The sequence below is a fragment of the Pandoraea sp. NE5 genome, assembly GCF_024363545.1.
GTDB lineage: Bacteria > Pseudomonadota > Gammaproteobacteria > Burkholderiales > Burkholderiaceae > Pandoraea > Pandoraea cepalis.
In genome coordinates this window covers 4,966,458-4,991,699 of the sequence record NZ_AP025517.1, presented here as the reverse complement: position 1 = coordinate 4,991,699, position 25,242 = coordinate 4,966,458, and the positions used below count along the sequence as shown (strand labels likewise).

21 protein-coding genes and 1 tRNA gene are annotated in these 25,242 nt (G+C 63.2%); 10 read left to right on the top strand and 12 right to left on the bottom strand.

The features are described 5' to 3' along the window. Positions 1–27: 27 nt before the first annotated feature. From PanNE5_RS22655 to mdtD, 3 genes are all read left to right on the top strand, one after another. Positions 28–195, top strand: coding sequence for a hypothetical protein (locus PanNE5_RS22655; protein WP_157211366.1), 168 nt, complete (start codon positions 28–30; stop codon positions 193–195). Next, a complete protein-coding gene (locus PanNE5_RS22650; RefSeq protein ID WP_017232457.1) occupies positions 179–2,050 on the top strand; it encodes a glycoside hydrolase family 15 protein in 1,872 nt (623 codons plus the stop codon). The genes PanNE5_RS22655 and PanNE5_RS22650 overlap by 17 nt, the downstream gene beginning before the upstream one ends. 112 nt (positions 2,051–2,162) lie before the next feature. Beyond that, on the top strand, positions 2,163–3,608 hold the full coding sequence (gene mdtD, locus PanNE5_RS22645; protein WP_017232456.1) for a multidrug transporter subunit MdtD: 1,446 nt from the start codon (positions 2,163–2,165) through the stop codon (positions 3,606–3,608). 9 nt (positions 3,609–3,617) lie between these two features. On the opposite strand, the gene PanNE5_RS22640 is transcribed toward mdtD, so the two are convergent. The 5 genes from PanNE5_RS22640 to PanNE5_RS22620 all read right to left on the bottom strand — a co-directional run bounded on the left by PanNE5_RS22640 (position 3,618) and on the right by PanNE5_RS22620 (position 8,659). Further along, the gene (locus PanNE5_RS22640; RefSeq protein WP_261938861.1) at positions 3,618–4,877 is read right to left on the bottom strand and encodes an ABC transporter substrate-binding protein; all 1,260 of its coding nucleotides are present in this window, start codon (positions 4,875–4,877) and stop codon (positions 3,618–3,620) included. 180 nt (positions 4,878–5,057) lie between these two features. Continuing rightward, a complete protein-coding gene (locus PanNE5_RS22635; protein WP_261938860.1) occupies positions 5,058–5,732 on the bottom strand; it encodes a membrane integrity-associated transporter subunit PqiC in 675 nt (224 codons plus the stop codon). After that, entirely contained in the window at positions 5,729–7,393 is a 1,665-nt protein-coding gene (locus tag PanNE5_RS22630; RefSeq protein WP_017232453.1) for an intermembrane transport protein PqiB, read from the bottom strand. Before PanNE5_RS22630 ends, PanNE5_RS22635 begins: the two co-directional genes overlap by 4 nt. After that, entirely contained in the window at positions 7,386–8,030 is a 645-nt protein-coding gene (locus PanNE5_RS22625) for a paraquat-inducible protein A (protein WP_017232452.1), read from the bottom strand. Before PanNE5_RS22625 ends, PanNE5_RS22630 begins: the two co-directional genes overlap by 8 nt. After that, the gene (locus PanNE5_RS22620) at positions 8,027–8,659 is read right to left on the bottom strand and encodes a paraquat-inducible protein A (RefSeq protein WP_150564157.1); all 633 of its coding nucleotides are present in this window, start codon (positions 8,657–8,659) and stop codon (positions 8,027–8,029) included. The genes PanNE5_RS22625 and PanNE5_RS22620 overlap by 4 nt, the downstream gene beginning before the upstream one ends. A gap of 218 nt (positions 8,660–8,877) precedes the next feature. On the opposite strand from PanNE5_RS22620, the gene fdnG reads away from it, so the two are divergent. The 7 genes from fdnG to PanNE5_RS22585 all read left to right on the top strand — a co-directional run bounded on the left by fdnG (position 8,878) and on the right by PanNE5_RS22585 (position 18,174). Further along, entirely contained in the window at positions 8,878–11,946 is a 3,069-nt protein-coding gene (gene fdnG, locus PanNE5_RS22615; RefSeq protein ID WP_157211364.1) for a formate dehydrogenase-N subunit alpha, read from the top strand. A gap of 9 nt (positions 11,947–11,955) precedes the next feature. Continuing rightward, positions 11,956–12,906, top strand: a complete 951-nt coding sequence (gene fdxH / locus PanNE5_RS22610) for a formate dehydrogenase subunit beta (RefSeq protein ID WP_261938859.1) — start codon at positions 11,956–11,958, stop codon at positions 12,904–12,906. 2 nt (positions 12,907–12,908) lie between these two features. Next, positions 12,909–13,556, top strand: a complete 648-nt coding sequence (locus PanNE5_RS22605) for a formate dehydrogenase subunit gamma (protein WP_261938858.1) — start codon at positions 12,909–12,911, stop codon at positions 13,554–13,556. A gap of 108 nt (positions 13,557–13,664) precedes the next feature. Continuing rightward, positions 13,665–14,636 (top strand): formate dehydrogenase accessory protein FdhE, encoded by a 972-nt coding sequence (fdhE, locus tag PanNE5_RS22600; protein WP_261939894.1) that lies wholly within the window; start codon positions 13,665–13,667, stop codon positions 14,634–14,636. 18 nt (positions 14,637–14,654) lie between these two features. Next, positions 14,655–16,085, top strand: a complete 1,431-nt coding sequence (selA, locus tag PanNE5_RS22595) for an L-seryl-tRNA(Sec) selenium transferase (protein ID WP_261938857.1) — start codon at positions 14,655–14,657, stop codon at positions 16,083–16,085. Next, positions 16,082–17,992, top strand: a complete 1,911-nt coding sequence (gene selB / locus PanNE5_RS22590; RefSeq protein ID WP_261938856.1) for a selenocysteine-specific translation elongation factor — start codon at positions 16,082–16,084, stop codon at positions 17,990–17,992. Before selA ends, selB begins: the two co-directional genes overlap by 4 nt. Positions 17,993–18,078: 86 nt before the next feature. Next, positions 18,079–18,174: transfer RNA gene (locus tag PanNE5_RS22585), tRNA-Sec, on the top strand. A 204-nt stretch (positions 18,175–18,378) separates the two neighbouring features. Here the strand turns inward: PanNE5_RS22585 and cynS are convergent. The 7 genes from cynS to PanNE5_RS22545 are packed head-to-tail and all read right to left on the bottom strand — an operon-like array spanning position 18,379 to position 25,195. Next, complete coding sequence (gene cynS, locus PanNE5_RS22580; RefSeq protein WP_017232443.1) at positions 18,379–18,828, bottom strand: cyanase; 450 nt, start codon at positions 18,826–18,828, stop codon at positions 18,379–18,381. A 33-nt stretch (positions 18,829–18,861) separates the two neighbouring features. After that, the gene (locus PanNE5_RS22575; protein ID WP_017232442.1) at positions 18,862–19,791 is read right to left on the bottom strand and encodes an ABC transporter ATP-binding protein; all 930 of its coding nucleotides are present in this window, start codon (positions 19,789–19,791) and stop codon (positions 18,862–18,864) included. Further along, positions 19,781–20,650: a nitrate ABC transporter permease gene (gene ntrB / locus PanNE5_RS22570; protein ID WP_017232441.1), complete on the bottom strand. Its 870-nt coding sequence runs from the start codon at positions 20,648–20,650 to the stop codon at positions 19,781–19,783. The genes PanNE5_RS22575 and ntrB overlap by 11 nt, the downstream gene beginning before the upstream one ends. A 15-nt stretch (positions 20,651–20,665) precedes the next feature. Next, entirely contained in the window at positions 20,666–22,060 is a 1,395-nt protein-coding gene (locus PanNE5_RS22565) for a CmpA/NrtA family ABC transporter substrate-binding protein (RefSeq protein ID WP_026131681.1), read from the bottom strand. A 59-nt stretch (positions 22,061–22,119) separates the two neighbouring features. Further along, positions 22,120–23,475, bottom strand: a complete 1,356-nt coding sequence (locus tag PanNE5_RS22560) for an FAD-dependent oxidoreductase (RefSeq protein WP_017232439.1) — start codon at positions 23,473–23,475, stop codon at positions 22,120–22,122. Next, positions 23,472–24,611, bottom strand: a complete 1,140-nt coding sequence (locus PanNE5_RS22550; RefSeq protein ID WP_017232438.1) for an acyl-CoA dehydrogenase family protein — start codon at positions 24,609–24,611, stop codon at positions 23,472–23,474. The genes PanNE5_RS22560 and PanNE5_RS22550 overlap by 4 nt, the downstream gene beginning before the upstream one ends. A 44-nt stretch (positions 24,612–24,655) precedes the next feature. Further along, a complete protein-coding gene (locus PanNE5_RS22545; RefSeq protein WP_017232437.1) occupies positions 24,656–25,195 on the bottom strand; it encodes an OsmC family protein in 540 nt (179 codons plus the stop codon). Positions 25,196–25,242 lie beyond the last annotated feature (47 nt).

The following is a 25,242-nucleotide window of genomic DNA, read 5'->3' as shown; positions in this document are numbered from 1 at the left end:
ACGCCCAACGTCGACAGGAGGGAGCGCATGACTTCTGGCAGTATCTCCGACAATCGTCTCGGCCCGTCGCCGGCCCGATGGTCGCGTCTTGACCACGCGCGTAACATAGGGCTTCACTCGCTTGCGCTCCATCGTCTGCCGATGGGCGCGCTGTTCCTCTTCCCTTCGCGAGGTGAGCATGCCGGCACGTATTGAAGATTACGCAATGATTGGCGACTGCCGAAGCGCTGCGCTCGTCGCGCGCGATGGCTCGATCGACTGGCTCTGCTGGCCGTATTTCGATTCGCCCGCGTGTTTCGCGGCGCTGCTTGGCGGCCCGGAGCATGGCCGATGGAAGCTCGCCCCCGACGATCCTCGCGTGACCTGTACGCGTCGTTATCACGACGACACGCTGATTCTCGAGACCCGCTTCGAGACGGTGGAGGGCTGCGTCGCCGTGATCGACTTCATGCCGTTGCGCGACGGCGCGGCCGACCTTGTGCGGCTGGTCAAGGGCATCCACGGAACGGTGACCATGTCGATGGAGTTGATCCTGCGCTTCGACTATGGGGCGTCGGTGCCGTGGTCGCGTCCGCTCGACGGCGACGATCCCACCGGGCCGGGGATGCGTCTCATCGCGGGACCCGACAAGGTCGTGGTGCGCACGCCCATCGAGATTCAGGATGTGCCGGGCAGTCTGCGCGCGCGCTTCGATGTGACGGCCGGTGACACCGTGCCGTTCGTGCTTTCGCGCGTGCCGTCGCATCACGCCGATCCGCGCGAGATCGATCCGCTCGCCGCCCTCGCCGATACCGAGCGCTACTGGCGCACCTGGGCTCACCGCTGCCAGCTCGACGGCCGCTGGGCCGATGCGATTCGCCGCTCGCTCATCGTGCTCAAGGCGCTCACGTTCGTGCCGACGGGCGGCGTGGTGGCCGCGCCGACGACGTCGTTGCCCGAACAGCTTGGCGGCGAGCGCAACTGGGACTATCGCTATTGCTGGTTGCGCGACGCCACGCTCACCTTGCAGGCGCTCATGCTCGGGGGCTACTACACCGAAGCGAACGACTGGAGCGATTGGCTGGTGCGCGCCGTGGCCGGTGCGCCGTCGCAGGTGCAGATCATGTACGGACTCTCGGGCGAGCGGCGTTTGCCCGAGTGGGAGGTCGATTGGCTGCCCGGCTATGAAGGGGCGAAGCCCGTGCGCGTGGGCAATGGCGCGGTCGGGCAGTTGCAGCTCGACGTGTATGGCGAAGTGATGGACGCGTTGCATCAGGCGCGTCTGGGCGGATTGACGCCGGACGAGGCCACGTGGGAGGTGCAGACGAAGCTTGTGGCGCATCTCGAGACGGTGTGGCGCAAGCCGGACGAGGGCATCTGGGAAGTGCGCGGCGGACGCCAGCACTTCACCTACTCGAAGGTCATGGCCTGGGTCGCGTTCGATCGGGCGATCAAGTCGGCCGAGCGCTTCGGCTTGCCGGGGCCGATCGATCACTGGCGCGACTTGTGCAAGGAGATTCATGCGGACGTCTGCGCGCACGGCTTCGACACGACGCGCAATGCGTTCATGCAGGCCTATGGTTCCGCGGAGATGGATGCGAGCGTGCTGATGATTCCGCTCGTGGGCTTCCTGCCGGCGAACGATCCGCGCATCATAGGCACCATCGAGGCGGTCGAGCGAGACCTCATGCACGACGGGCTGGTGCAACGCTATCGCACGAGCCGGGTCGACGACGGCCTGCCGGCGGGCGAGGGCGCGTTTCTCGCCTGCAGCTTCTGGATGGTCGATTGCCTGGTGATGATCGGCCGTCAGCGCGACGCCCGTGCCCTGTTCGAGCGGTTGCTGTCGTTGCGCAACGACGTCGGTCTGCTGGCCGAGGAGTACGACACGCATCATGCGCGTCAGGTCGGCAACTTCCCGCAGGCGTTTTCGCACATCGCGCTCGTGCACGCGGCCATCCGACTCGAAGCGCTTGCCGATGACGACCGCGCGGATAATTCGGCAGACGAACAAAATGCCGATGATGAGGACCGGTTCGAACATGTGGGGTATCGCGCGATCGGGGTTTGAGGTGGAGCGCGCGGCGCAACAGGGTCGGCCCGCCTGAAGCGGGCTAGAATTCTGATTTCGCTTAATTCTTTTGAGGGACGGGATTGGCCGCCGCGTCTCGTCACCACGCCGCATGACGCAAGACAAAACACTCACCGCGCTGCTGTGGATCGTAGCGGCGGGCTTTTTCATGCAGGCGCTCGATACGACCATCGTCAATACGGCGCTGCCCGCGATGGCGGCGAGCCTTGGCGAGAACCCGCTGCGCATGCAGCCCGTGGTGGTCGCCTACTCACTGACAATGGCCATGCTCACCCCGGCGTCGGGTTGGCTGGCCGACCGGTTCGGCACGCGCCGCGTCTACTTCGTTGCGATTTTGCTGTTCGTGATCGGTTCGATCTTCTGTGCGATGGCGCACACGATGACGCAACTGGTGCTCGCGCGCGTGTTGCAGGGGGCGGGGGGCTCGATGCTCTTGCCGATCGGGCGTCTCGCGGTGCTGCGCACCTTCCCGGCGGGGCAATATCTGGCGGCGCTCGCGTTCGTGTCGATTGCCGGGCAGGTCGGGCCGATGATCGGCCCGGTGCTGGGCGGCTGGCTGGTTCAGGTTGCCTCATGGCATTGGATTTTCCTGATCAATGTGCCGATCGGCATCGCCGGCAGCTTGGCGGTACGGCGCTACTTGCCGCCTCCGGCGCGTGACGAGGTCATCGATGCCGACTTTGACTGGGCGGGCTTCGCGCTGCTCTCGATGGCGATGGTGTCGTTTACGCTGGCGCTGGATCATCCGTTCTCCGACCGGGGATGGGGGGTGTCCGCCGGGCTGGCGCTGCTTTGCGTCGTCACGACGCTGGGATATTGGCCTTATGCCCGGCGTCGCGCCGCGCCGTTGTTCCCGCTCGAACTCTTCGCGACGCGGAGTTTCCGCCTCGGGCTGCTGGGCAATCTCGTCGCGCGGATTGGCAGTAGCGCCGTGCCTTTCCTGTTGCCGTTGCTGCTTCAGGTGGCCATGGGGTATAGCCCGCTTGCGTCGGGACTGATGATGTTGCCGGTTGCACTGGCGGGCGTGGTGGTCAAGCGGATGGTGACGCCGCTGGTGGCGCGCTTCGGCTACACGCGTTTTCTGATGGTCAACACGGCGGTGGTCGGCGGTGCGATCGCGAGCTTCGCGCTGTTCGGGCCGGGGTGGCCGATGTGGCTAGGGTTGGGGCAACTGGCGATCTTCGGCGGCGCGAACTCGATGCAGTTCGCCGCGATGAACAGTGTCACCCTGAAGGATCTTGGCACGCGCCGCGCGAGCGCGGGCAATGGCCTGTTCTCGATGGCGCAGATGCTTGCGTTGGGACTGGGCGTGACCATCGGCGGCCAGTTGTTGGCACTGTTCGGTCAATTGGCCGGGCAGGCAGGCGAGGGCGGAATGGGCGGTACGGTGGCGGGGTTTCGACTGACGTTCGTATGTGTCGGGCTGATTACGCTCGCGTCGGCGATCATTTTCCGCCGCGTGGAGGATCCCGCGGCAGGGGGCGCCCAAGGCGGCAGCGAGACGCGACCCGCGTCTGCCACCGATCTCAGGCGCTGAGCGCGCGGGTTACCGTTTTACCAGCGCACACTTCGAATCGGCCAACGGGGCGAACGCCTTGTCGGCCGGAATCGTCTCCAGGATCTTGTACAGATCCCACGCCGACTTCGATTCGGCCGGCGTCTTGACCTGCACCAGCAGCATGTCGTGCACCAGCTTGCCATCGGCGCGAATGTGTCCGTTGCGGATCACCGGGTCGTCGATCTTCATCGACTTGAGCTTGGCCATGACGGTGTCGGCGTCGTCGGTGCGCGCCGCCTGAATCGCCTTCAGGTAATTGAAAACGGCGGAATAGACGGCGGCCTGCATCATGGTCGGCATCTTCTTGTGCTGCGCGAAGAAGCGCTGGGCGAAGGCGCGCGAGCGGTCGTCCTGGTCCCAATAGAAGCCGTTCGTGAGGATCATGCCCTGCGCGTTCTTCAGGCCCATGCCGTGCACTTCAGTGATCAACGACAACAGTGGCGTGAAGACCTGCTTGCCGCCCTGGATCATGTTGAACTGCGACGCCTGCTTGACGGTGTTGAGCGTGTCCGTGCCCGAATTCGCCAGCGCGATCACCTGCGCTCCGGACGTCTGCGCGCGCAGCAGGTACGACGACATATCGGGCGAGTTCACCGGATGCTTCACCGAACCCACGACCTTGCCGCCCTGGCGCGTGAGAATCTCGCTGGCGTCCTTCTCCAGCGCCTGACCGAACGCGTAGTCGGCGGTGATGAAGTACCACGACTTGAGGCCTCGGCGAAGCAACGCCTGCGACGTGGAATTCGCGAGCGCGTACGTGTCGTACATCCATTGCACGCTGTGCGCTGTGCATTGTTCATTACTGATGGCCGACGAACCCGCGCCGGTCACCAGCGCGATCTTCTTCTTTTCCTCGGCGATGCGATCGACGGCGAGCGCGACGTTCGAGAATGTCAGGTCGGTGATCATGTCGACTTTGTCGCGGTCGTACCACTCGCGGGCGATCGTGGCGCCGGTGTCGGTCTTGCCCTGAGAGTCGGCCGAGATCAATTCGATCGGCGCGCCGAGCACCTTGTGATCGTGCGCGAAGTCGTCGATCGCCATGGTGGCGGCGACCACGCTGCCTTTGCCAGCATTGTCGCTCGACACACCGGACAGATCGGTGAGCACACCGATCTTCACGATGCCGTCCGAAATGCCTCCGCCGGCCGCGGGTTGGGCGGCGCAGACAACGGGGCCCAGCGCGGTAAGGGTGAACGAAGCGGCAACGGCAATCGCGCGGCGCAAGTGGCCGGTGAGGCTGGGCATGGGGTGTCTCCAATGTTCGCGTGATGACGCCCCGCCGTCGGACGACAGGGGTCGTTAGGTCTCGAACATATTAAACATCCCGTAATTGCTTGCGCAATCCGTAATCGCGTTGGCGCGTATCGGGATTTCCCTGGGGTTTCGCCTGCCCGGGAGACGGCGTATGCAAGGCGGCAACGGCCTTCAGCGCTCGCAGTGCGGCGTGGCGCCCTGCGCGCTGGTGGCAATGGCGTTGCCGATGCCCAATGCCAGCCGGTCGACGAGCCGGCGTTGCGCCGCGACCACGTCATCGATGCCACCCGTGCTACCCGACGCCGTCTCCGTGCCGGCGAAGCGGCAAGTGAGCACGACGTCGCCCGGTACCCGGCGAACGCTCCACACGGCGGCGAGTGCGGCCTGCTCGCCTGGCACCGACTCGAAACGCTGTACCGACGTCGAGACGCGGTACACGGTCAGGCCGTCGGCGCGGGGCAGGCCATACACGTCCATCGCGCCGAGATGTTGCGTGAGCTTGCGCGAGATCGTCGACGTCAGTTCGGTCTTGAGCGGCGCGGCCCAGCGCGATTCCTCCAGAATGTCGACGCGACCGCCGCGGCGCGTGACGACGATCTGCGGCCGGTCGACCTGCTCAGGCACGGCGACCGGCGAGACTTCGACCGCATAGCGCGCCGCCGGCACGTTGGCGCCACTCGTGGCGGCGCTGCCCGCGGGCGTTCCCGTGTCGTCGGTCAGGGTGTAGAAGCGCGACGGCGGCGATGCACAGCCGGCGAGCACCAGGGTCAGCGCGGCGAGCACGGCGCGGGCCATCGGCGTCGCGCAGCGGCGCGGGCTACGGGTCATGTCAGGCGGGCTCGTCATGGTTGCGGATCCTTGGGTTTGCCGCGCAGCAGCGCCTCGGGATGCTGCTGCAGATAATCGGCCAGCGTGCCCAGCGAGCGCAAGGTCTTCGTCAGTTCCTGCATGGCCTGACGAACATCCTGCTGTACCGGGGCGTCTTCGGAGAGGGTGCGCTCGGCGGCGCCGAAGCTCTTCTTCGCCTCGCTGAGCGTGGCCTTCGCCTCGGGCGCGATCTCGCCGTCGAGCTGGCGGAACAGGCCCTGCGCGCTGTCGAGCGTCTTGTCGAGCTTGCGCAGTGACGAATCGAGATTCTGACCAATGCTGTCGAACGGAATCTTGTCGAGCTTGGTCGCGATGTCGGCAATCTGGAGCTGCAACTGGTCGAGCGTGTTGGGCACCGTCGGCATGACGACAACGTTGTCGACTTCCTCGGCACGGGCGGGCTTGGCGTTCGGGAAGAAGTCGAGTGCCACGTACAACTGGCCCGTCAGCAGATTGCCGGTGCGCAACTGACCGCGCAGACCGCGCGCCACTAGCGAATTCAGAATCTGGCGGCTGGCAAGTTCGTCCGGCGGCAGGTTGTTCTTCGGATCGCGGCGGCGCAGACGGTCCGGATAGACCTCAACCGTCACCGGCATGTTGATCTGCTTGGTCGCCTGGTCGAATTCCACGCCGATCGACGTGACTTCACCGAGCGTGATGCCGCGGAAATCCACCGGTGCGCCCACTGCCAGACCGCGCAGCGACTGCTGGAAGCGGAACACGACCGTCATCGGATGTGTGTCGGGGGCCTTCATGGCGGTGGTTTCATCAGGGGCCAGGCGGAATTCCTGCCCAGCCTTGGCCATCACGCCGGCGCCCGACTCGTTCGGTGCCTGGAAGGCGATGCCGCCGATGACCACCGACGCCAGCGATTGCGTATTGACCTGAAAGCCGCTCGAATCGAGCCGCAAATCGATGCCGCTCGCATGCCAGAAGCGCGTGTTGGAGCCGACATACTGGTCATAGGGGGCCTGGACGAACACGCGCAGCGTGACGCCCTTGCCATCCGGATCGAGCGAGTAGGCTTCGACCTGACCGACCTGAATGCGACGGTAATAGATCGGCGAGCCGATGTCGAGCGAGCCGATGTCGGCCGCATGCAGCACGAAGGGCTTGCCCGGTTGGCCGCTGGAGACCACCGGCGGCACTTCGAGGCCCACGAAATGCTCCGACGATTCCTTCGACTTGCCGGCGTCGGCGCCGATATAGGCGCCCGAGAGCAGCGTCGACAGACCCGAGACGCTGCCGCCGGCCACGCGCGGTCGCACCACCCACCAACGCGAATCCTTGACCGCGAACCGCTTGGCGTTCTGCGTGAGGTCGACGGTCACGCGCACGTGCGACAGGTCGTCGGACAGCTCGATGTTCTTGACGGTGCCGATATCGACTTCCTTGTACTTGACCTTCGTCTTCCCGGCTTCGAGGCCTTCGGCCGTCTTGAAGTCGATGACGACGCTGGGGCCCCGCTCGATGATCGCCTTGGCGACGAGCGACAGGCCGATCACGGCGGCCACCAGCGGAATGAGCCAGACGAGCGACGGCGCCCAGCGTTTGCGCGGCTCGATGACCGGCGTGGGCAGCTCGCCGGCGCCGGGCGGCGGCGCGGCGTTGGGGGCTTGCGGATCTTTCGGGTCAGTCATGATCGTCCTGTTCGGTATCGTCGTCGCGGATCTGATCCCAGATCAACCGCGGGTCGAACTGCATCGAGGCGAGCATCGTGAGCACGACCACCGCGCCGAACGCCACGATGCCGGGACCGGCCTGGATCACGGCCAGCGACTGAATGTTCACGAGCGCGACCATCAGCGCGACGACGAAGACATCGAGCATCGACCAGCGGCCGATAAACTCGATCATGTGGTAAAGCTTGGTGCGTTGATGCGGGTTCCAACGGGCGCCGCGCTGCGCGGTGAGGCATAGCAGCGACAGCGCAATGAGCTTGAGCATCGGCACGAGAATGCTCGCCGTAAAGACGACGATGGCCAGATCGTACTCGCCGCTGACCCAGAAATAGATCACCCCGCTCATGATCGTGTCGCTGGAATTCCCGAGCAGCGAGCGCGTCTGCATCATGGGCAGGACGTTGGCGGGAATGTACAGGATCGCGGCGGCGATCAGCAAGGCCCAGGTGCGCGTGAGGCTGTCGATCTTGCGTTGATGCAGGGCCGCGCCGCAGCGCGGGCAGTGCGCGGTCTCGAGCGTTTTGACATAGCGCGAGAGCCGTCCGCACGCCGTGCACGCGACCAGTCCGGCGTCTTTGGCGGTGAGGTATTTCATCTTGGCACCGTGCGCGATGGCGAGGCGTCGGGCGCGTCCGCATTCGGTGTGTGGTCGATCACGAGCCAGAGATTGCGCAGGTCGTAAGACAACACCATCGCCAGCAACACCGTGAGCGCCCCGAAGGCCCATAACGCGATGCCGGGCAACACGCTGGCCATGGACGAGAGTTTGACCACAGAGACCAGCACGCCCAGCATGAACACTTCGATCATGCCCCAGGGCCGGCAGAACTCGATGGCGCGCAACACATGGAAGACGGCGTACGGCCGCCGCCCGACCGAAAGCGGGCCGATCAGATGGACCAGTGCGAGCAATTGCGAGAGCGGCGAGAGCACGGTGGTGGTAAACACCAGCAAGGCGACGAGCCACATGCCTTCACGATACAGCGCCCAGGCGGCGCCGATGAGCGTGGTGCGCGTGTAGATGCCCTGCACCTCGATCTCGACGATGGGAAACGCGTTCGCGATGGCGAACACGATCAGGCAAGTCAGCGTGAGCGCCAGCACGCGCGACAGGCGCAGATCGGGGGCGCGGTAAAGCACCGAGTGACAGCGCACGCAGCGGGCCGCCTCTCGCGGGGGCACGTCCGTGCGACGGTGCAGCGTGTCGCAGTTGGGACATGCCATCAGGTTTGTCACGTCATCTTCAGGGGGCAAGGGGTTCATTCCCGGGGACGGTGACCAAAGTGACGCTCAGAATACCAAATTGTTGAGGAAGTTCCTGCATTGTGCGCTGCGGCGCAACATTCGGCATGGTTTGTGCTAAGTCACGGAAAACCGCAATGGTTTGCTCTATACTCAACGAACTCCCGCAAAGTTTTCGAATATTTGAGGAGATTTCCCCCATGCTGAATATGTCGAGGCGCCAGTTCCTGAAAGTGAGTGGCGCAACATTGGCCGGGTCCAGCCTGGCAATGCTCGGGTTCGCGCCCGATGCGGCACTGGCGGAAGTCCGCCAGTTCAAGCTGGCGCGAGCGACGGAAACCCGCAATACCTGTCCCTACTGTTCCGTGGCCTGCGGCCTGCTGATGTACAGCTATGGCGACGGGGCGAAGAATGCGCGGAAGAGTATTTTCCACATCGAAGGCGACCCCGACCACCCGGTCAATCGCGGCACTTTGTGTCCGAAGGGGGCGAGCCTCATCGACTTCATCCACAGCCCGAACCGTCTCACGCACCCGGAGTACCGCAAGCCCGGTTCCGACAAGTGGGAGCGGATTTCCTGGGACGATGCGCTCGATCGCATCGCCAAGCTGATGAAGGACGATCGCGACGCCAATTTCGTCGAGAAGACGGATGACGGCCTGACCGTCAACCGCTGGCTCACGACGGGCATGTTGGCGGCGTCCGCGTCGAGCAACGAAGTCGGCTATATCACGCACAAAGTCATCCGCAGTACCGGGATGCTGGGATTCGACAACCAGGCACGTGTCTGACACGGCCCGACGGTGGCAGGTCTTGCCCCGACGTTTGGCCGCGGTGCGATGACGAACCATTGGGTCGACATCAAGAACGCGGATCTGGTTCTCATCATGGGCGGCAACGCGGCCGAGGCGCACCCATGCGGTTTCAAATGGGTCACCGAGGCCAAGGCGCACAACAACGCGCGCCTGATCGTGGTCGACCCGCGCTTCAACCGTTCGGCATCGGTCGCGGATGTCTACGCCCCGATCCGTTCCGGCACGGATATCGTCTTCCTCGGCGGGTTGATCCATTACCTGCTCACGAACGACAAGATCCAGCACGAATACGTCAAGAACTACACCGACTTCACGTTCCTCGTGAAAGACGAATTCGCGTTCGAAGACGGCATCTACTCGGGTTACAACGCCGAGAAGCGCACGTACGACCGCAGCACCTGGGACTACCAGAAGGGCGCGGACGGATACGTTCTCACCGACCCGACGCTGCAACACCCGCGCACGGTGTTTCAGTTGATGAAGCAGCACTACTCGCGCTATACCCTCGAGATGGTCGAGCGCGTGTGCGGCACGCCCGCCGACAAGATCGACCAGATCTACAAGCAGATCGCCGAGTGTTCCACTCCGACGCGCACGATGACCATCATGTACGCGCTGGGCTGGACGCAGCACTCGATCGGCTCGCAGATGATTCGTACCGGCGCGATGGTGCAACTGTTGCTGGGCAATATCGGGGTGGCGGGCGGCGGCATGAATGCGCTGCGGGGTCATTCGAACATTCAGGGCCTGACCGACCTGGGGCTGATGACCGACTTGCTGCCGGGCTACATGACGTTGCCCAAGCAGGCCGAGCAGACCGTGGAGCAATACCTGACGGCACGCACGCAAAAGCCGCTGCGTCCGAACCAGCTCAGCTACTGGCAGAACTATCCGAAGTTCTACGTAAGCCTGATGAAGTCGTGGTGGGGCGACGCGGCCACGGCCGAGAACCACTGGGGCTACGACTATCTGCCCAAGCTCGACAAGCCCTACGACCTGCTGCAGGTGCTCGAGTTGATGAACCAGGGCAAGATGACGGGCTACCTCGCACAGGGGTTCAACCCGCTCGCGGCAGCGCCGGGCAAGTTCAAGTGGGATCAGGCACTCGCCAAGCTCAAGTTCCTCGTCATCATGGATCCGTTGGCGACGGAAACGTCGGAGTTCTGGAAGAACTTCGGCGAGCACAACAACGTCGACTCCAGCAAGATTCAGACGGAAGTGTTCCGCTTGCCGACCACGTGCTTCGCTGAGGAAGACGGTGCGCTGGTCAACTCGGGGCGCTGGTTGCAGTGGCACTGGAAGGGTGCCGAGCCGCCGGGCGAGGCGCGCACAGACATCGAGATCATGACGGGACTGTTCCTGCGCCTGCGGGAGATGTACAAGACGCAGGGGGGTAAATTCCCCGATCCGATCGTCAACCTGTCGTGGCCGTACGCCCAGCCGGAGCGCCCGTCGCCCGAAGAACTTGCCAAGGAGTACAACGGTCGGGCGCTCAGGGACCTCGTCGATCCGAAGGATCCGACCAAGGTCACCCGCAAGGCCGGCGAACAACTGGCGGGTTTCGCCGAACTGAAGGACGACGGCAGTACGTCGTCGGGCTGCTGGATCTTCGCCGGCGCGTGGACGCAGGCGGGCAATCAGATGGCGCGGCGCGACAACAGCGATCCGACCGGCATCGGGCAGACGCTGAACTGGGCATGGTCGTGGCCGGCGAACCGTCGCATTCTGTACAACCGCGCGTCGTCCGATCTTGCGGGCAAGCCGTTCAATCCGAAGCACAAGCTGGTGTGGTGGAACGGCAAGATCTGGACCGGGGCGGACGTGCCGGACTTCAAGGTCGACGAGGATCCGGCGCTTGGCATGAGTCCGTTCATCATGAACCCCGAGGGCGTGGCGCGCTTCTTCGCGAAGGGAGCCATGGCCGAAGGGCCGTTCCCCGAACATTACGAGCCGTTCGAGACGCCGCTGGGCTACAACCCGCTGCATCCGAAGCAACCGAAGGCCACGAGCAATCCGGGCGCCCGCGTGTTCCCGGACGATCTGGCCGTGATGGGCACCGCCGACAAGTTCCCCTATGTGGCCACGACATACCGTCTGACCGAGCACTTCCACTACTGGACCAAGCACGCGCTGCTCAATTCGATCATCCAGCCCGAGCAATTCGTCGAGATCGGCGAGGCGCTCGCGAAGGAGATCGGTGTGGTGGCGGGCGATACGGTCAAGGTCTCGTCCAATCGCGGCTTCATCAAGGCCCGGGCGGTTGTGACCAAGCGCATTCGCGCGCTCAAGGTGGACGGCAAGACGATTCACCATGTGGGCATTCCGATTCACTGGGGCTTCAAGGGATTGACCAAGCCCGGGTTCCTCGCGAATACGCTGACGCCCATCGTGGGCGACGCCAATTCGCAGACACCCGAGTTCAAGTCGTTCCTGGTGAAAGTCGAGAAGGCATAAGGGGGCGCCATGGCATTGCAATCTCTGGATATCAAACGGCGCTCGGCCACCACGCTGCCCTCGCCCTCCGTGCGCGAGTCGCACACGGGGGACGTTGCCAAGCTTATCGATACGTCGAAATGCATCGGCTGCAAGGCCTGCCAGACGGCGTGCATGGAGTGGAACGACCTGCGCGACGAGGTCGGCACGAACGTCGGCGTGTACGACAACCCGGCGGACCTGACGGCCGATTCTTGGACGCTCATGCGCTTCACCGAGTACGAGAACCCGAAGGGCGACCTCGAGTGGCTGATCCGCAAGGACGGCTGCATGCATTGCGAGGACCCGGGCTGCCTGAAGGCATGCCCGTCGCCGGGGGCCATCGTGCAATACGCCAACGGCATCGTCGACTTTCATGAAGAGGCGTGCATCGGCTGTGGGTACTGCATCACCGGATGTCCGTTCAACATCCCGCGTATCTCGCAGAAGGATCACAAGGCGTACAAATGTACCTTGTGTTCCGACCGGGTGTCGGTGGGGCTGGAGCCGGCGTGCGTGAAGACGTGCCCGACCGGCGCGATCCTGTTCGGCACCAAGGACGCCATGAACGATCAGGCGGCCGAGCGCATCGAAGACCTGAAGTCGCGGGGGTTCGAGAACGCCGGGCTTTACGATCCGGCGGGGGTCGGCGGCACGCACGTGATGTATGTGCTTCATCACGCTGATAAGCCGTCGCTGTATCACGGTCTGCCGGACAATCCGCGCATCAGTCCGATGGTGACGCTCTGGAAGGGCATCGCCAAGCCGTTGGGCGTGGCCGCCATGGCGCTGACGGCGCTCGCCGGGTTCTTCCACTACATCAAGACCGGTCCGAACGAGACGACCGAGGACGATGAGGCGGCGGCCCGCCGCTACGACGCATCCCGCAAGGGTAGCGGTCCCGATGGCCAGAAGGGCGTCGCCACGCACGAGGAGGTCTGACCATGTCGAACGAACGCAGTGATCGTCAGGCGGACAAGGACGATCTGATCGAGCGCTACAGTGCCGGGCAGCGCATCAACCACTGGATTGTCGCGGGCACGTTCATTCTGCTCGCGCTCTCGGGGCTCGCGCTGTTCCATCCGTCGATGTTCTGGCTTGCCACGCTGTTCGGTGGTGGATCGTGGACGCGGATTCTGCATCCGTTTGTCGGGCTGGTGATGTTCGTCACCTTCGTGTGCCTCGCCTTGCGGCTCGCGCGCTACAACCGGTTCGAATCGCGCGACACCGAGTGGATGAAGAAAATCGGCGACGTGCTGAACAATCGCGAAGAGAATCTGCCGGAAGTCGGGCGCTACAACGCCGGCCAGAAGCTGCTTTTCTACGTGATGGTGTTGTGCATGATCGGGTTGTTGCTCTCGGGCGTCGTGATCTGGCGCGCCTACTTCGCGTTCTACTTCCCGATCGGGGTGATTCGTCTGGCTTCCGACGTGCATGCGGTGTGTGCATTCGTGTTGATTTGCGGCATCATTACGCATATCTATGCCGCGATCTGGATCAAGGGTTCCGTGCGCGCGATGACGCGCGGCACCGTCACCCGCGGCTGGGCGTGGAAGCACCATCGCGCCTGGTACAAGCAGCTCAACAAATGAGTCCGGCCCCGGTGGCCGGGCGCTCTTACGAGGCCGGCTACCTTGCAACGTATCCTTGAACCCGGACAGATCGAGTCGCTCGATCGGACCGCCATCCCCCGTCTACGCATGCCGCAACGCGCCGAAGTTTTCTCGGCGCGCGCGGCACGACTGCGTCAACTGGCCGACGGCCATCCACTCGGCGACTACCTGCGCCTCATGGCGTCGCTGGTCGACGCACAGCAGCGCGTGCTCGACACTTTTCAGGCGGAGCGTCCGACGGCCGAGTCGATCGAGCAGGCGCAATTGCACTGCATGCCGCTCGTGCCCGCGAACGGGGGATACGACGCGGGCCGATGGCAGCCGCTGCTCGCGCGGTTGCTCGATGCCATGTCGGCACAGCCGGACTTGCCCGCGCCGGTACGCGCTGTGCTTGAACGCGTTCGTGCCTCCAGTCCGGCCGCGCTCGACTCGGCCGCGCAATCGTTGCTCGCCGGGCATGGCAAGGGCGTCGATGCCGCCAGCGCGCCGTTCCTGACGGCGGCGTTGCAAGTGCTCTGGACGGGCGTGGCAAGCACGTTCGACGCGGGCGACGTGCCGATGCTCGACGTCCCCAACGTCTGTCCCATGTGCGGCACGCTGCCGGTGGCGAGCGTCGTGCGCATTGGCGGAGCGCATGAGGGCTATCGTTATCTCGCGTGCGGGCTGTGCTCGACCGAGTGGCATATGGTTCGCGTGAAATGCACACATTGCGAAGCGAGCCAGCATGTCGCTTATCACGTGCTCGACAAAACAGGGGATGCGGCGGCATCGGGGGCGGACCTGCAGGCGGCACATGTCGGAGGGGACGTTGTCAGGGGTGCCGATGGTCGTCCGGCGTTCGACGACGCGGCCAAACGCGTGGCGTCATCCCCGATCCGGGCAGAGTCGTGCGACGACTGTCATAGCTATCGCAAGATCTTCTACCAGGACAAGGATCCGTTCGTGGAGCCGGTTGCCGACGATCTCGCGAGCCTGGCCCTCGACGTGCTGATGGGCGAAGCGGGGTACGCGCGCGCCAATGGCAATCCGTTGCTCTGGCAGAACACCGAAACGGCTTAAGGGATTGCGGGGGTGCGGATGGCCGAGCACGATCTTGAGTTTGCAGGGGCGGCGGATCTCCCGTCGCTAGACCGGCTGCTGGGGATGTCCGACTTTCAGGCAGCGTTGGCCGACTTCGGTCGCACGCAGGTGACCGACGCGTTGCGTCGCGATCTCGACGCGTGCCGCGCGGCGGCGCTTGCGGGCACGCTGACACATGACACCCTGGTCCCGGCTCGTTTCGGGGCACGTGTGACCCGCGCGCTGACCGAGCGCAACCGGGCGACGCTGCGTCCCGTCTTCAATCTCACTGGCACGGTGCTGCATACGAACCTCGGGAGAGCGTTGCTGCCCGAGGTTGCCGTGGAAGCGGTCATGCAAGCGCTCACGGCGCCGGCCAACCTCGAATTCGATCTCGCAACGGGCGGACGCGGCGACCGCGACGATCTCGTCGCGCCCGTGCTGTGCGAATTGACGGGCGGTGAGGCGGCGACGGTGGTGAACAACAACGCGGCGGCAGTACTGCTGATGCTGGCGACGCTTGCCAAGCGTCGCGACGTCGTGGTGTCACGCGGCGAGCTGGTGGAAATCGGCGGTGCGTTTCGGATTCCCGACATCATGACGCACGCGGGCGCGAAGCTTGTCGAAGTGGGCACGACCAACCGTACGCATGCGGCCGACTATCGTAATGCCATCGGCGAGAAGACGGCCTTGCTGATGAAGGTCCATTGCAGCAATTACGCGGTCACCGGCTTCACCAAGAGTGTCGACGTCGCGGAGGTCGTGCAGATTGCGAAGCCGCATGGCGTACCGGTGGCGGTCGATCTCGGCAGCGGCACCCTGACGCCGCTGGAGCGCTGGGGGCTGCCGCACGAGACCACGGTGCAGGAGACGATCGCCGCCGGCGCCGATCTCGTGACGTTCTCCGGCGACAAGCTGCTGGGCGGTCCGCAAGCGGGCATGATCGTCGGGCGCAAGGATCTCATCGCACGGATCAAGAAGCATCCGCTCAAGCGCGCGCTGCGCGTGGGCAAGCTCACGCTTGCGGCGCTGGAACCCGTGCTGCGGCTCTATCGCGATCCCGATCATCTGGCCGAGCGGCTCACCACATTGCGGCTGCTCACGCGTACGCGCGACGACATGATGGCGCAGGCGCAGCGTCTGGCGCCGGTGCTCGCGCAGTCGTTGGGCGATGCCTATACCGTGAGCGCCGCGCCGATGGTGAGCCAGATCGGCAGCGGCGCGCTACCGGTCGAGCAGCTCCCGAGTTATGGCCTGGCGATCGTGCCGGCCGGTGGCGCAAAGCGCGGCAGCGGTCGTGCGCTGGCGGCGCTTGAAGCGGCATTGCGCGCGCTGCCGTATCCGGTGATCGGCCGGATTGCCGATCAAACGCTATGGCTCGATCTGCGATGTCTCGAAGCGACTGACGAAGCGCGTCTGGCGTTGCAGTTTTCGGAGCTTCGCGCATGATCGTGGGCACCGCCGGTCACATCGATCATGGCAAGACGAGTCTCGTTCGCGCGTTGACCGGGGTCGACACGGATCGTCTGAAAGAAGAAAAGGCGCGCGGCATTTCCATCGAATTGGGGTATGCCTACACCCCGTTGCCGGATGGCGAGGTGTTGGGATTCATCGATGTTCCCGGCCATGAAAAGCTGATTCACACGATGGCCGCGGGGGCCGTCGGCATTGATTTCGCGCTGCTCGTGATTGCGGCGGACGACGGCATCATGCCGCAGACGCGCGAGCATCTCGCCATTCTTTCGATGCTGGGGGTGAGGCGTGGCGTGGTCGCGCTATCGAAAGCGGATCGCGTCGACGCGGCGCGGCTGGCCGCTGTGACCCAGGAGATTTCGCAATGGCTCGCGAACACGCCGTTCGCCGAGGCCGAGACGGTGCCGGTGTCAGCGACGACGCCGGGCGACACGGGCGTGGCGGTGCTGCGCGAGCGGCTTACGCAGGCGGCGCAGGCATTGCACTCGTCCGGCAATGCGGCGCGTCGCGAGGACGCATTGTTTCGTCTCGCCGTCGATCGTGTCTTCACGCTGGCAGGCCATGGTACGGTCGTGACCGGCACGGCGTTCGCTGGCACGGTGCGCGTGGGGGACAACCTCACCGTGATGCCGCAGGGATTGCCGGTGCGGGTGCGCAGCGTGCATGCGCAGAACCGTCCGGTGGAGGCGGGGCGCGCCGGGGAGCGTTGTGCGCTGAATCTGGCGGGGGTGGAGCGCGACCAGCTTCGGCGGGGCAACTGGATCGTGGCGGCGGGATTGCCGGGGCCGTCGACGCATGTGGATGTCGAACTGCACTGGCTTGAAGACAGTGCGCCACTCACGCAATGGTTTCCGCTGCATGTGCATGTGGGCACGACGCATGGGCAGGCCCGCACGGTATTGCTGGAAGGGGACACGCTGGCCCCCGGTGGCACAATGCGCGTGCAATTGGTCTTCGATACGCCGGTGTGCACGATGCCGGGCGACCGCTTCATCGTGCGCAATCCGCAGGCGACGGCAACGGTGGGTGGCGGGCGGGTGCTTGACCCTGCGGCGCCGGAGCGCAGGCGTCGGTCGGCGGCGCGGTTGGCGTGGCTCGACGCCGTGGCGCGCGCGCTCGATGGCGAAGGATTGGATGCACTACTCGCGCAGGCCGCGTTTGGACTGACGAGCGAGCAGGTCATTGCGCTCACCGGGTTGCCGGCGGGGCAATGGCAGTGGCCGGCGAATGCGGTGGTGCTGGCGGGAGGGGAGGGGGAATCGCTCGCGTTTGCCCCTCAGGCGTGGGACACCGTGCGCACACGCGTGCTCGATGTGCTGCGCGACTATCACGCGCGCCAGCCGGACGAGCCGGGACTCGATGCTGCACGGCTGGGCCGCATGACGTGGCCGTCGATGGATGCGTGGCGTTGGCGCGCCTTCGTGCAGGCCATGTTGCGCGACGGAGCGCTGGCCCGTACCGGGGCGTGGTGGCATCTGCCGGCGCACCGTGTGGAAATGACGGATGACGAGACGGCGTTGGCTGACGCGCTGCTGCCGCTGGTGGTGCAGGGTCGTTTCGATCCGCCGTGGGTGAGGGACATGGGGCGTTCGCTGAACGTGCCTGAAGAGCGGGTGCGTGCGGTATTGCGCAAGCTTGCGAGACAGGGACGAGTGCATCAGATCGTGAAGGATCTGTTCTACGACGACGCTTGTGTCCAGACACTCGCCGGCATGATCGCCGACGCCGGCGGCAAGGTGGAAGCCGCTGCGTTTCGCGACACGACGGGCCTGGGGCGCAAGCGTGCGATCCAGATTCTGGAGTTCTTCGATCGTGCGGGATATACTCGCCGCGTTGGCGATTGGCATGTGCGCCGCCCCGGGGCGGAATGGGGCGCGGCGTAAAGTAGTCGGGATGCCGAACTCAGGTGATTCAAGCGATGCCTGAGCGCGTGCACGACGATTTAGTCAGTCACATTGCGTTGTCCGAAGGAAGGCATCCGTATCCGGTGATGCGGCCGGGCTTCAAACCCGGTTGGGGGCGTCAGCCGCTCCCAGGTCGGTTCGACTCCGGCTGCTTTCCGCCACAAGGCTTTCAGCGATTTTGCGTTCCGGAAATCCGCCGTATTCTTGTTCCGCAAAATTCACTTCGTGGACTTCGCTTTATCGCAGCGTCGATTGCGCACTTAGTGCCCGGCCATCACGCGCCAGTTCCAGTCAAGCCGGGCACGGCGCCGATGGCCAGGCCTTAGATGGCCCCGGTGAGCGTCATAGGCATTTCCGCCAGCCGGTCAGTAGGCCTTGTATGGCAGAAATTTGCCGGAAAGCACCACGTTGACGCGATCGCCCTTCGCGTCCGCCTGACGCTGGATGTCCATCGAGAAGTCGATGGCACTCATGATGCCGTCCCCGAATTCTTCGTGGATCAGTTCCTTGATGGTCGTGCCATAGACGTTCACCAACTCGTACCAGCGGTAGATCAGCGGGTCCGTCGGAACCGCCGTCGGCAGTGATCCCTTATACGGAACGATCTGCAGCCATGCGATGGCCTCGTCGGAAAGCTCGAAGATCTCACCGACGACGGCAGCTTGCTCCTTGCTCAACTGCATTTGACCGAGGCATGCGGCAGTCGTCCACTCCTTGGCCATGCCGACTTTATCCGCAACATCTGCCCACTTGAGGCCCTTGCGTACCTTCGCCGAGACGATCATCTCGGTAACCTGTGTGCGACTCGAAATCATGTGACTATCCTCAAAAAAACTACCACTGGAAAATTAAGCCGTATTGCCCATGCGGAGCGCGCGGCCTTGATCAAGCTCCGTAACGTTGTCCTGAGATAAGCCTGGACGAACAATTTGCGTCGTTTGATGCGTTTCACGACCATGTTCGATATCCTGTTGAATCGTGGCGGAGCGTCTCACCAGAAAATCGATAAGATAGTTTCGAATCCTGTAGAACTGCGGATCGTGGACAAGCGTCTCTCGCGTTCGCTCCCGTGGCATCGTGTTCACCACAATTTCCGCAAGGCGCGCGCGCGGCCCGTTACTCATCAAGAAGATTCGATCAGCAAGCAGGATCGCTTCGTCGACATCGTGCGTGATCATGAAAACGGTCTGATGAGTCGCCAGACAGATGCGCAGAAGTTCATCCTGGATAACACCACGCGTCAGCGCATCGAGTGCCCCGAACGGCTCGTCCATCAGAAGCATCTTTGGTGCGACGGAGAATGCGCGAGCGATCCCCACTCGCTGGCGCATGCCGCCCGATAGCTCCGATGGTTTTTTGTCGATCGCGCGCGTGAGGCCGACCATATCGAGGAAGCGCATTGCGCACTCGTCGATTTGCTGACGCGTCCAATCCGGATACCGGGAGCGAACGGCGAATTCGACGTTCTGCTTCGCGGTGAGCCAGGGCAGCAACGCATGACCTTGGAACACGACCCCCCGATCGAGGCTCGGGCCTGCAATCTCTCTCCCGCCCATGACGGCCCCGCCACCGCTCGCCTGCTCAAGCCCTCCGAGTACGTTCAAAATCGTGCTCTTTCCGCAGCCGGAGTGACCAATTACGCAAATGAACTCGCCACGATCAATCTTGAATGTCACGTCTTCGAAGACCGGCGGAAGATCTGCGCGATAGCGTTTCGAGAGGTTGTCGACCTCAATGAAAGCACTGCCGCTTGCGGCGCGATTGTCATTACTCTGCATAGGTCACCTTCTTTTGCAGGCGGGCAAAAAGTTGATCAAGCAGCATCCCAACCACGCCGATGACGAGCACCGCAAACAGGACATTTGTCAGCGAAAGATTGTTCCACTGGTTCCATAGGAAATAGCCGACGCCCGTTCCGCCGACCAGCATCTCGGCAGCCACGATGACAAGCCACGCAATCCCCATCGAGATACGCATGCCGGTGATGATGGTCGGTGCAGCGGCGGGCAAGACAATCTGCATCGCCTTGCGCAACGGCGAGACTTCGAGAGTGCGGGCAACGTTTAGCCACTCACGTCTTACGTTCGCCACGCCGAACGCGGTATTGATCAGCATTGGCCATAGCGAGCAGATGAAAATCACGAAAATTGCAGAGACAGAGGCGTCTTTGATCGTGTATAGCGCGATTGGCATCCACGCGAGCGGAGAGATCGGCTTGAGCAACTGAATGAATGGATCAAAAGCGCGATAGAGCAGCGGAGACATGCCAATCAAGAAACCCAAAGGGATCGACACGATGACGGCGAGTAGATAGCCGCCGGCGACACGCAGAAGGGAATGGCCCAATTGAATGCCGATTCCTTTGTCATTGGGACCATGATCGTAAAATGGGTGCGCGAGGTTCTGCGCCGCGACGGAAAAGAACTGTGCGGGTGTGGGGAAACCGTCGCTCTTCGGCTCCGACGATGGGTCGTCGGGCGTCTGTCCCATCAACTGTGCATACTCTTTTTGCTCCGCAGTCATTGGCGCGTGCTGGGCCTGCTTCCCCGCCGTTGTCGCGAATTGCCAGCAAACGAGAAAAATCGCAACCATGGCAAGTGACACCAGTGCAGCTTGCAATCGAATTGAAGACTTCATCTCATATCCTTTGAATCAGGTCCGCCTGATCGCAAAACTTGCAAGGTATTTGGCCGGGTTGGCAGGGTCGTATTCACGGCCCATCACTGAGAATTTCCGCATCCCGCCAGCCAACGCATCGTGGTCGACTTCCTGCCCCAGTGCCTTCATTTGCGCACTTGCATCTGTAAGCAAGAACACCTTCTTGGCAAGGTCATCGTAGGAAATTTGCTTCTTGATGTAGCCCCACCTCTGCATTTGCGTGAGCATCCAGGTGGCCATCGAGTACCACGGAAGCGGTTGAAAATCCGTTCGATCTGGCTGATCACGCACATTTCCGAGCCCATCGGCGTAGTGGCCACTGAGCGCTTGCAGAATGACCGATTCCGGCTGGTTCAGATAGTTTGGCGTCGCGATGGCGCGCGCGATCGCAGGACGGTTCTCTAACTTGTGAGCGCTCGCGGACGCCTTCAGCAACGCACGGTATAACGCCACGAATGTGTTCGGGTTCTGGTCAATGAAGCCCTGCGCTACACCGAACGCACAGCACGGGTGCCCGTCCCAGATGTCGCGCGACAAGATGTGAATGAAACCCACCTGGTCATACACCGCACGTTGATTGAAGGGATCCGGTCCGAGGAACCCATCAATGTTGCCGGCCCTCAGATTGGCGATCATTTCCGCAGGCGGAGTCACGCGGAGCTGAACATCACGGTCGGGGTCAAGTCCATGCTCCGCCAGGTAGTAGCGGAGCAGGAAGTTGTGCATGGAATACTCGAACGGAATGGCGAACTTGAAGCCCTTCCAGTGCTTCGGGTCCCGGTTGTCCTTATGCTTCAGCGCCAACGTGATGGCCTGGCCGTTGACGTTCTGAATAGCTGCGACTCGCATGGGCTGGGCGGAAGACCCAAGCCCCATGGAAATAGCGAGCGGCATCGGTGCCAGGAAATGCGACGCGTCGAGCTCGTGATTAAGCATCTGGTCTCGAACCAGCGCCCAACCGGCCGTCTTGCGAAGCGAGACGTTGAGACCCTGCTCCCGATAGAAGCCCATGGGATCCGCCATGATCAGCGGTGTGGCGCAGTTGATCGGGATGAAACCTATCTTCAGGTCCTTCTTCTCCAGAGGACGCCTTTCTTCCGCCATCGCCTGAAGGTCGGCCAATGGGAGCACGCTGGCAATGGCGGCACGCGCGGCGTTGATGCCGACCGCGCGAAGGAATCGCCGGCGCAGCGCGTCGTGGGGGAACAGCGCCCTGACAGCCACCATTTCGAGGAAATGGCGCGACTGGACGTCTTCATCGTGCACTGGGGGGCGAGCGACAACGCCGCTGCGGGCATCGTGTTCGTCCTGACTGGCGTGCATGCCGCATGAGCAGCGCTCCAGCGAGTGGTCTGCGCTATACGGACGATACGGATTTTCATCTTTCATGTTCGACGCACCTGGTTTGATTCGGACTCGGGTTAGCCGCCCTACGGGCAGCAAGGCATTCAAGCGACAAGCCGCTGCTGTGCGAAACCCGCTTCGATGCGGGCAATGACTCGACCATCGAGGCGCTGCTCAATCCGAATCTGACCCTCTCGATCATCGGGAGCACCCCACGTACCCTTGGCGCTCGGGACGCCGTGGATAACGATGGGGAATGCCTTCGTTTTCAGACGAATCAGCGGCGTGCTGTGAACATAACCGGCATGCTCGCGGTTGAGCACGTGATGCGAAAGCGCCCCCGCTTGCCGCACGATCGGCTCGATGAATCGGCATGGCACGCCGGCAACGCTGATGCAATCGCCAATCGCATAAATGTCTTCGATGCTTGTCTGCATCGTGTGCGGATCGATTACGATGCCTCGATCAAACGCGAGCCCGGCCATTTTCGCGAGGCGGGTCTCAGTGACGAGCCCCGTCGCAGCGACGACTTCATCAACGCGAATTTGCTCGCCGCCTTGCATTTGAATGATCCTTTGGCCGTTGTCCGCTTTCTCGATCCTCTCGATGCGACGCCCCCCCAAGAATCTGACACCCGCATCCTGTAGGCCCGTCAGGAGCCTGTCAGAGACGACCGCCGGAACCAGACTGGCCAGCGGGCCGAGGTTGATATCGATTAGCGACACGGCATGGCCTGCACGCGCAAAATCCTCCGCGAGTTCGCACCCAATCATCCCGGCACCGACGATCGCAACGGTCTTTTTCGCGCCATCCAGGCGTGCCTGAATCCCCGACCATCCCGCCAAATCATTGACACGCCAACATAGCGAGGCCGGCATTTGCTCCGGTAGTGCAGGGCGCGCGCCCTGCGCGATCGCGAGCTTCGTATAGCGAAGCGCACCTCGCGTGGTACGTACCTGTTTGATGGACGGAGAAATGCCGACGACAAACGTTTCTGTCATCAGACGCACATTAAGGCGCCGAGCTGCATTGACGGCCGACTCCCGAACCAGATCGGCAGGCTTCAGGCTGCGCCCGAGTGCGACGGACAGTTCCGGCTTGAGGTATCTGTCGCCGTTGCATGCGGTCACGAGCGTAATAGGTACAGCGGGGTCGAGCGCACGCAACGCCTCTGCCGCACTCCAACCGGCAATGCCACCGCCCACGATCACGACGCCGAGCTCACGTGTCGGCGTAACGACCGCGGCATCGTCCGAGCGTGCAGTGCGCTCCAACGGTTCGTAAGGCTCGAAATCCGCCTTGACAACGCCACAGAGCGGACAAGCCCAGTCCTCCGGAATGTCCTCAAATCTCGTCCCCGGTTCAAGCCCGCTATCGGGATCGCCCAATGCCTCGTCGTAAATCAAGCCGCAGGCGCGACAGAGGAATTGCCGCCACGGCAAATTCGTCGGGGTGCTCATTCGGGGACCTCCTCTTTCGACAGACGAGCCATCTCCCAACGCAGGTGCTTGATGGCAGGCGTTACGATCGCGACGAACTGAGCCTCGCGAATACGGCGTTGCGGCGCAGCGCTCATAAGGTAGCCGCGCGCGCCCTGATGCATAAGCGCCGAATTCGCAGCACGTAATGCCAGTTGCGCGCCTTGTACGCGCGCGTCCAGCACATGAAGTAGATAGTCTTTGCTGCCGTCGTATGGCGTTTGCGCGAGCTTGGCGACGCGACTCCACAGCTCGTCGTACTCCGCCTGAAGCTCGGCCGGACCGTCTTCCAGAAATTGGTTGACGTGACCAAGGACTGGCTCGACTTCGCGGATAGAGTCGATGCTGCCCTGTGCAATGCCCATTGCCATCCCGGCTTGCAGCAACACAAATACAGCACGTATCTTCGCAATGAGAGGACGAGCAGGATCTGCGATCATTGCGGCGTCGCCGACAAAGTAGTTGTCGAGGCGCACGCCCCAGGTGCTGGTTCCTTCCATGCCCGAAAATTCCGGGCATTGGCGCAATACGACCTCGGGCGTCAGCTTCAGCAGGAACATGATCTCGTGCGACACTGAGCCATCGTCGCGGAACACGCCTGCCATGGCGCCGCAGTAATGTCCCGGCGCGATATGACTTACCCACGGCAGTGCGCCGCTAACTTGATATCCGCCGGGCACCTTCACTGCGCGTAGCAGTATCTTTTCGATGCCGGCAATTGCTTTCATCGGGTTCGAAAGCGCCGTACCCCCGAAGGTACGCCCCATCGTGTGATCGTCGAGCAGTTCGCCAGTCAGCGCAGGATTGCCGGATTGCTCCATGTAAAGCCCACAGACGTCATGTGCCCATGTGAGAAATCCCGTTGACCCACAACGGCGACTCACAGCGCGCATAGCGTCCAGCGCCAGGCCAACCCGACGACCGCCTCGCTCGAGGTGCGCGCCGAACGCGCCTGCGGTGCCGAGCGACCCCAGGATTTCGAGCGGGTAATGACCCTCATCAATACGATGCGCGGCTTCTGCGAGCGGGCCGTCGGAGATGGCCGTCACGTTTGCCATGACGTGGGAATCGGTCCACGTCGAATCGATCCGGTCGCCAGGAAATTCAACCGCTTTCATGATGCGATACTCCCGTTATTCAGTGTGATGGAGCGTGCTGCGGCTTACTCCGCGAGCGCGATGCTGAACGGGATGGGATTGCGCATGCTGTTGGCAACGGGAGAGAAGTGATTGGCGTGCTTGACGATGTCGTCCAGCGCTTCGCGCGTGGCGTCGCCCTCGATGAGGACCTTCACACGAATTTCCTGGAAGCCCATTTGCGCGGGTTGACGTTCGGCGCCACCAGCGCCCCACGCGGCGGTATTGCCGATGTCGGCTTCCAGGAAGATTTCGAGACGCGAAAGCTTGACCTGGCGGTAGGTCGCCACCGCCGTAATGCCGACGCTCAGGCAACCGCCCAGCGCCGAGAGCGCGATCTCGCCCGGCGCAGGCACCGTGTTTTCACCGAAGAGATGGACCGGCTCGTCCACGACGACCGGGTTGTGGGTGCCTACATAGCTCCACGAGCGGAACTGCCCCTGCATGACCGTATGGACCTTGTTGCTGCCCTTGCGCTCGGGATTTTCACGGCCGGCGGCGGCAAACTTCAGAAGGCCTTCGCGGTCGATGGGGCGTAGGTACGTGGTGACGGTTTCGGTACTCAAGGTAATTCTCCTGGTGACAGACGTGGCATATGAGCCGGATGAAACGA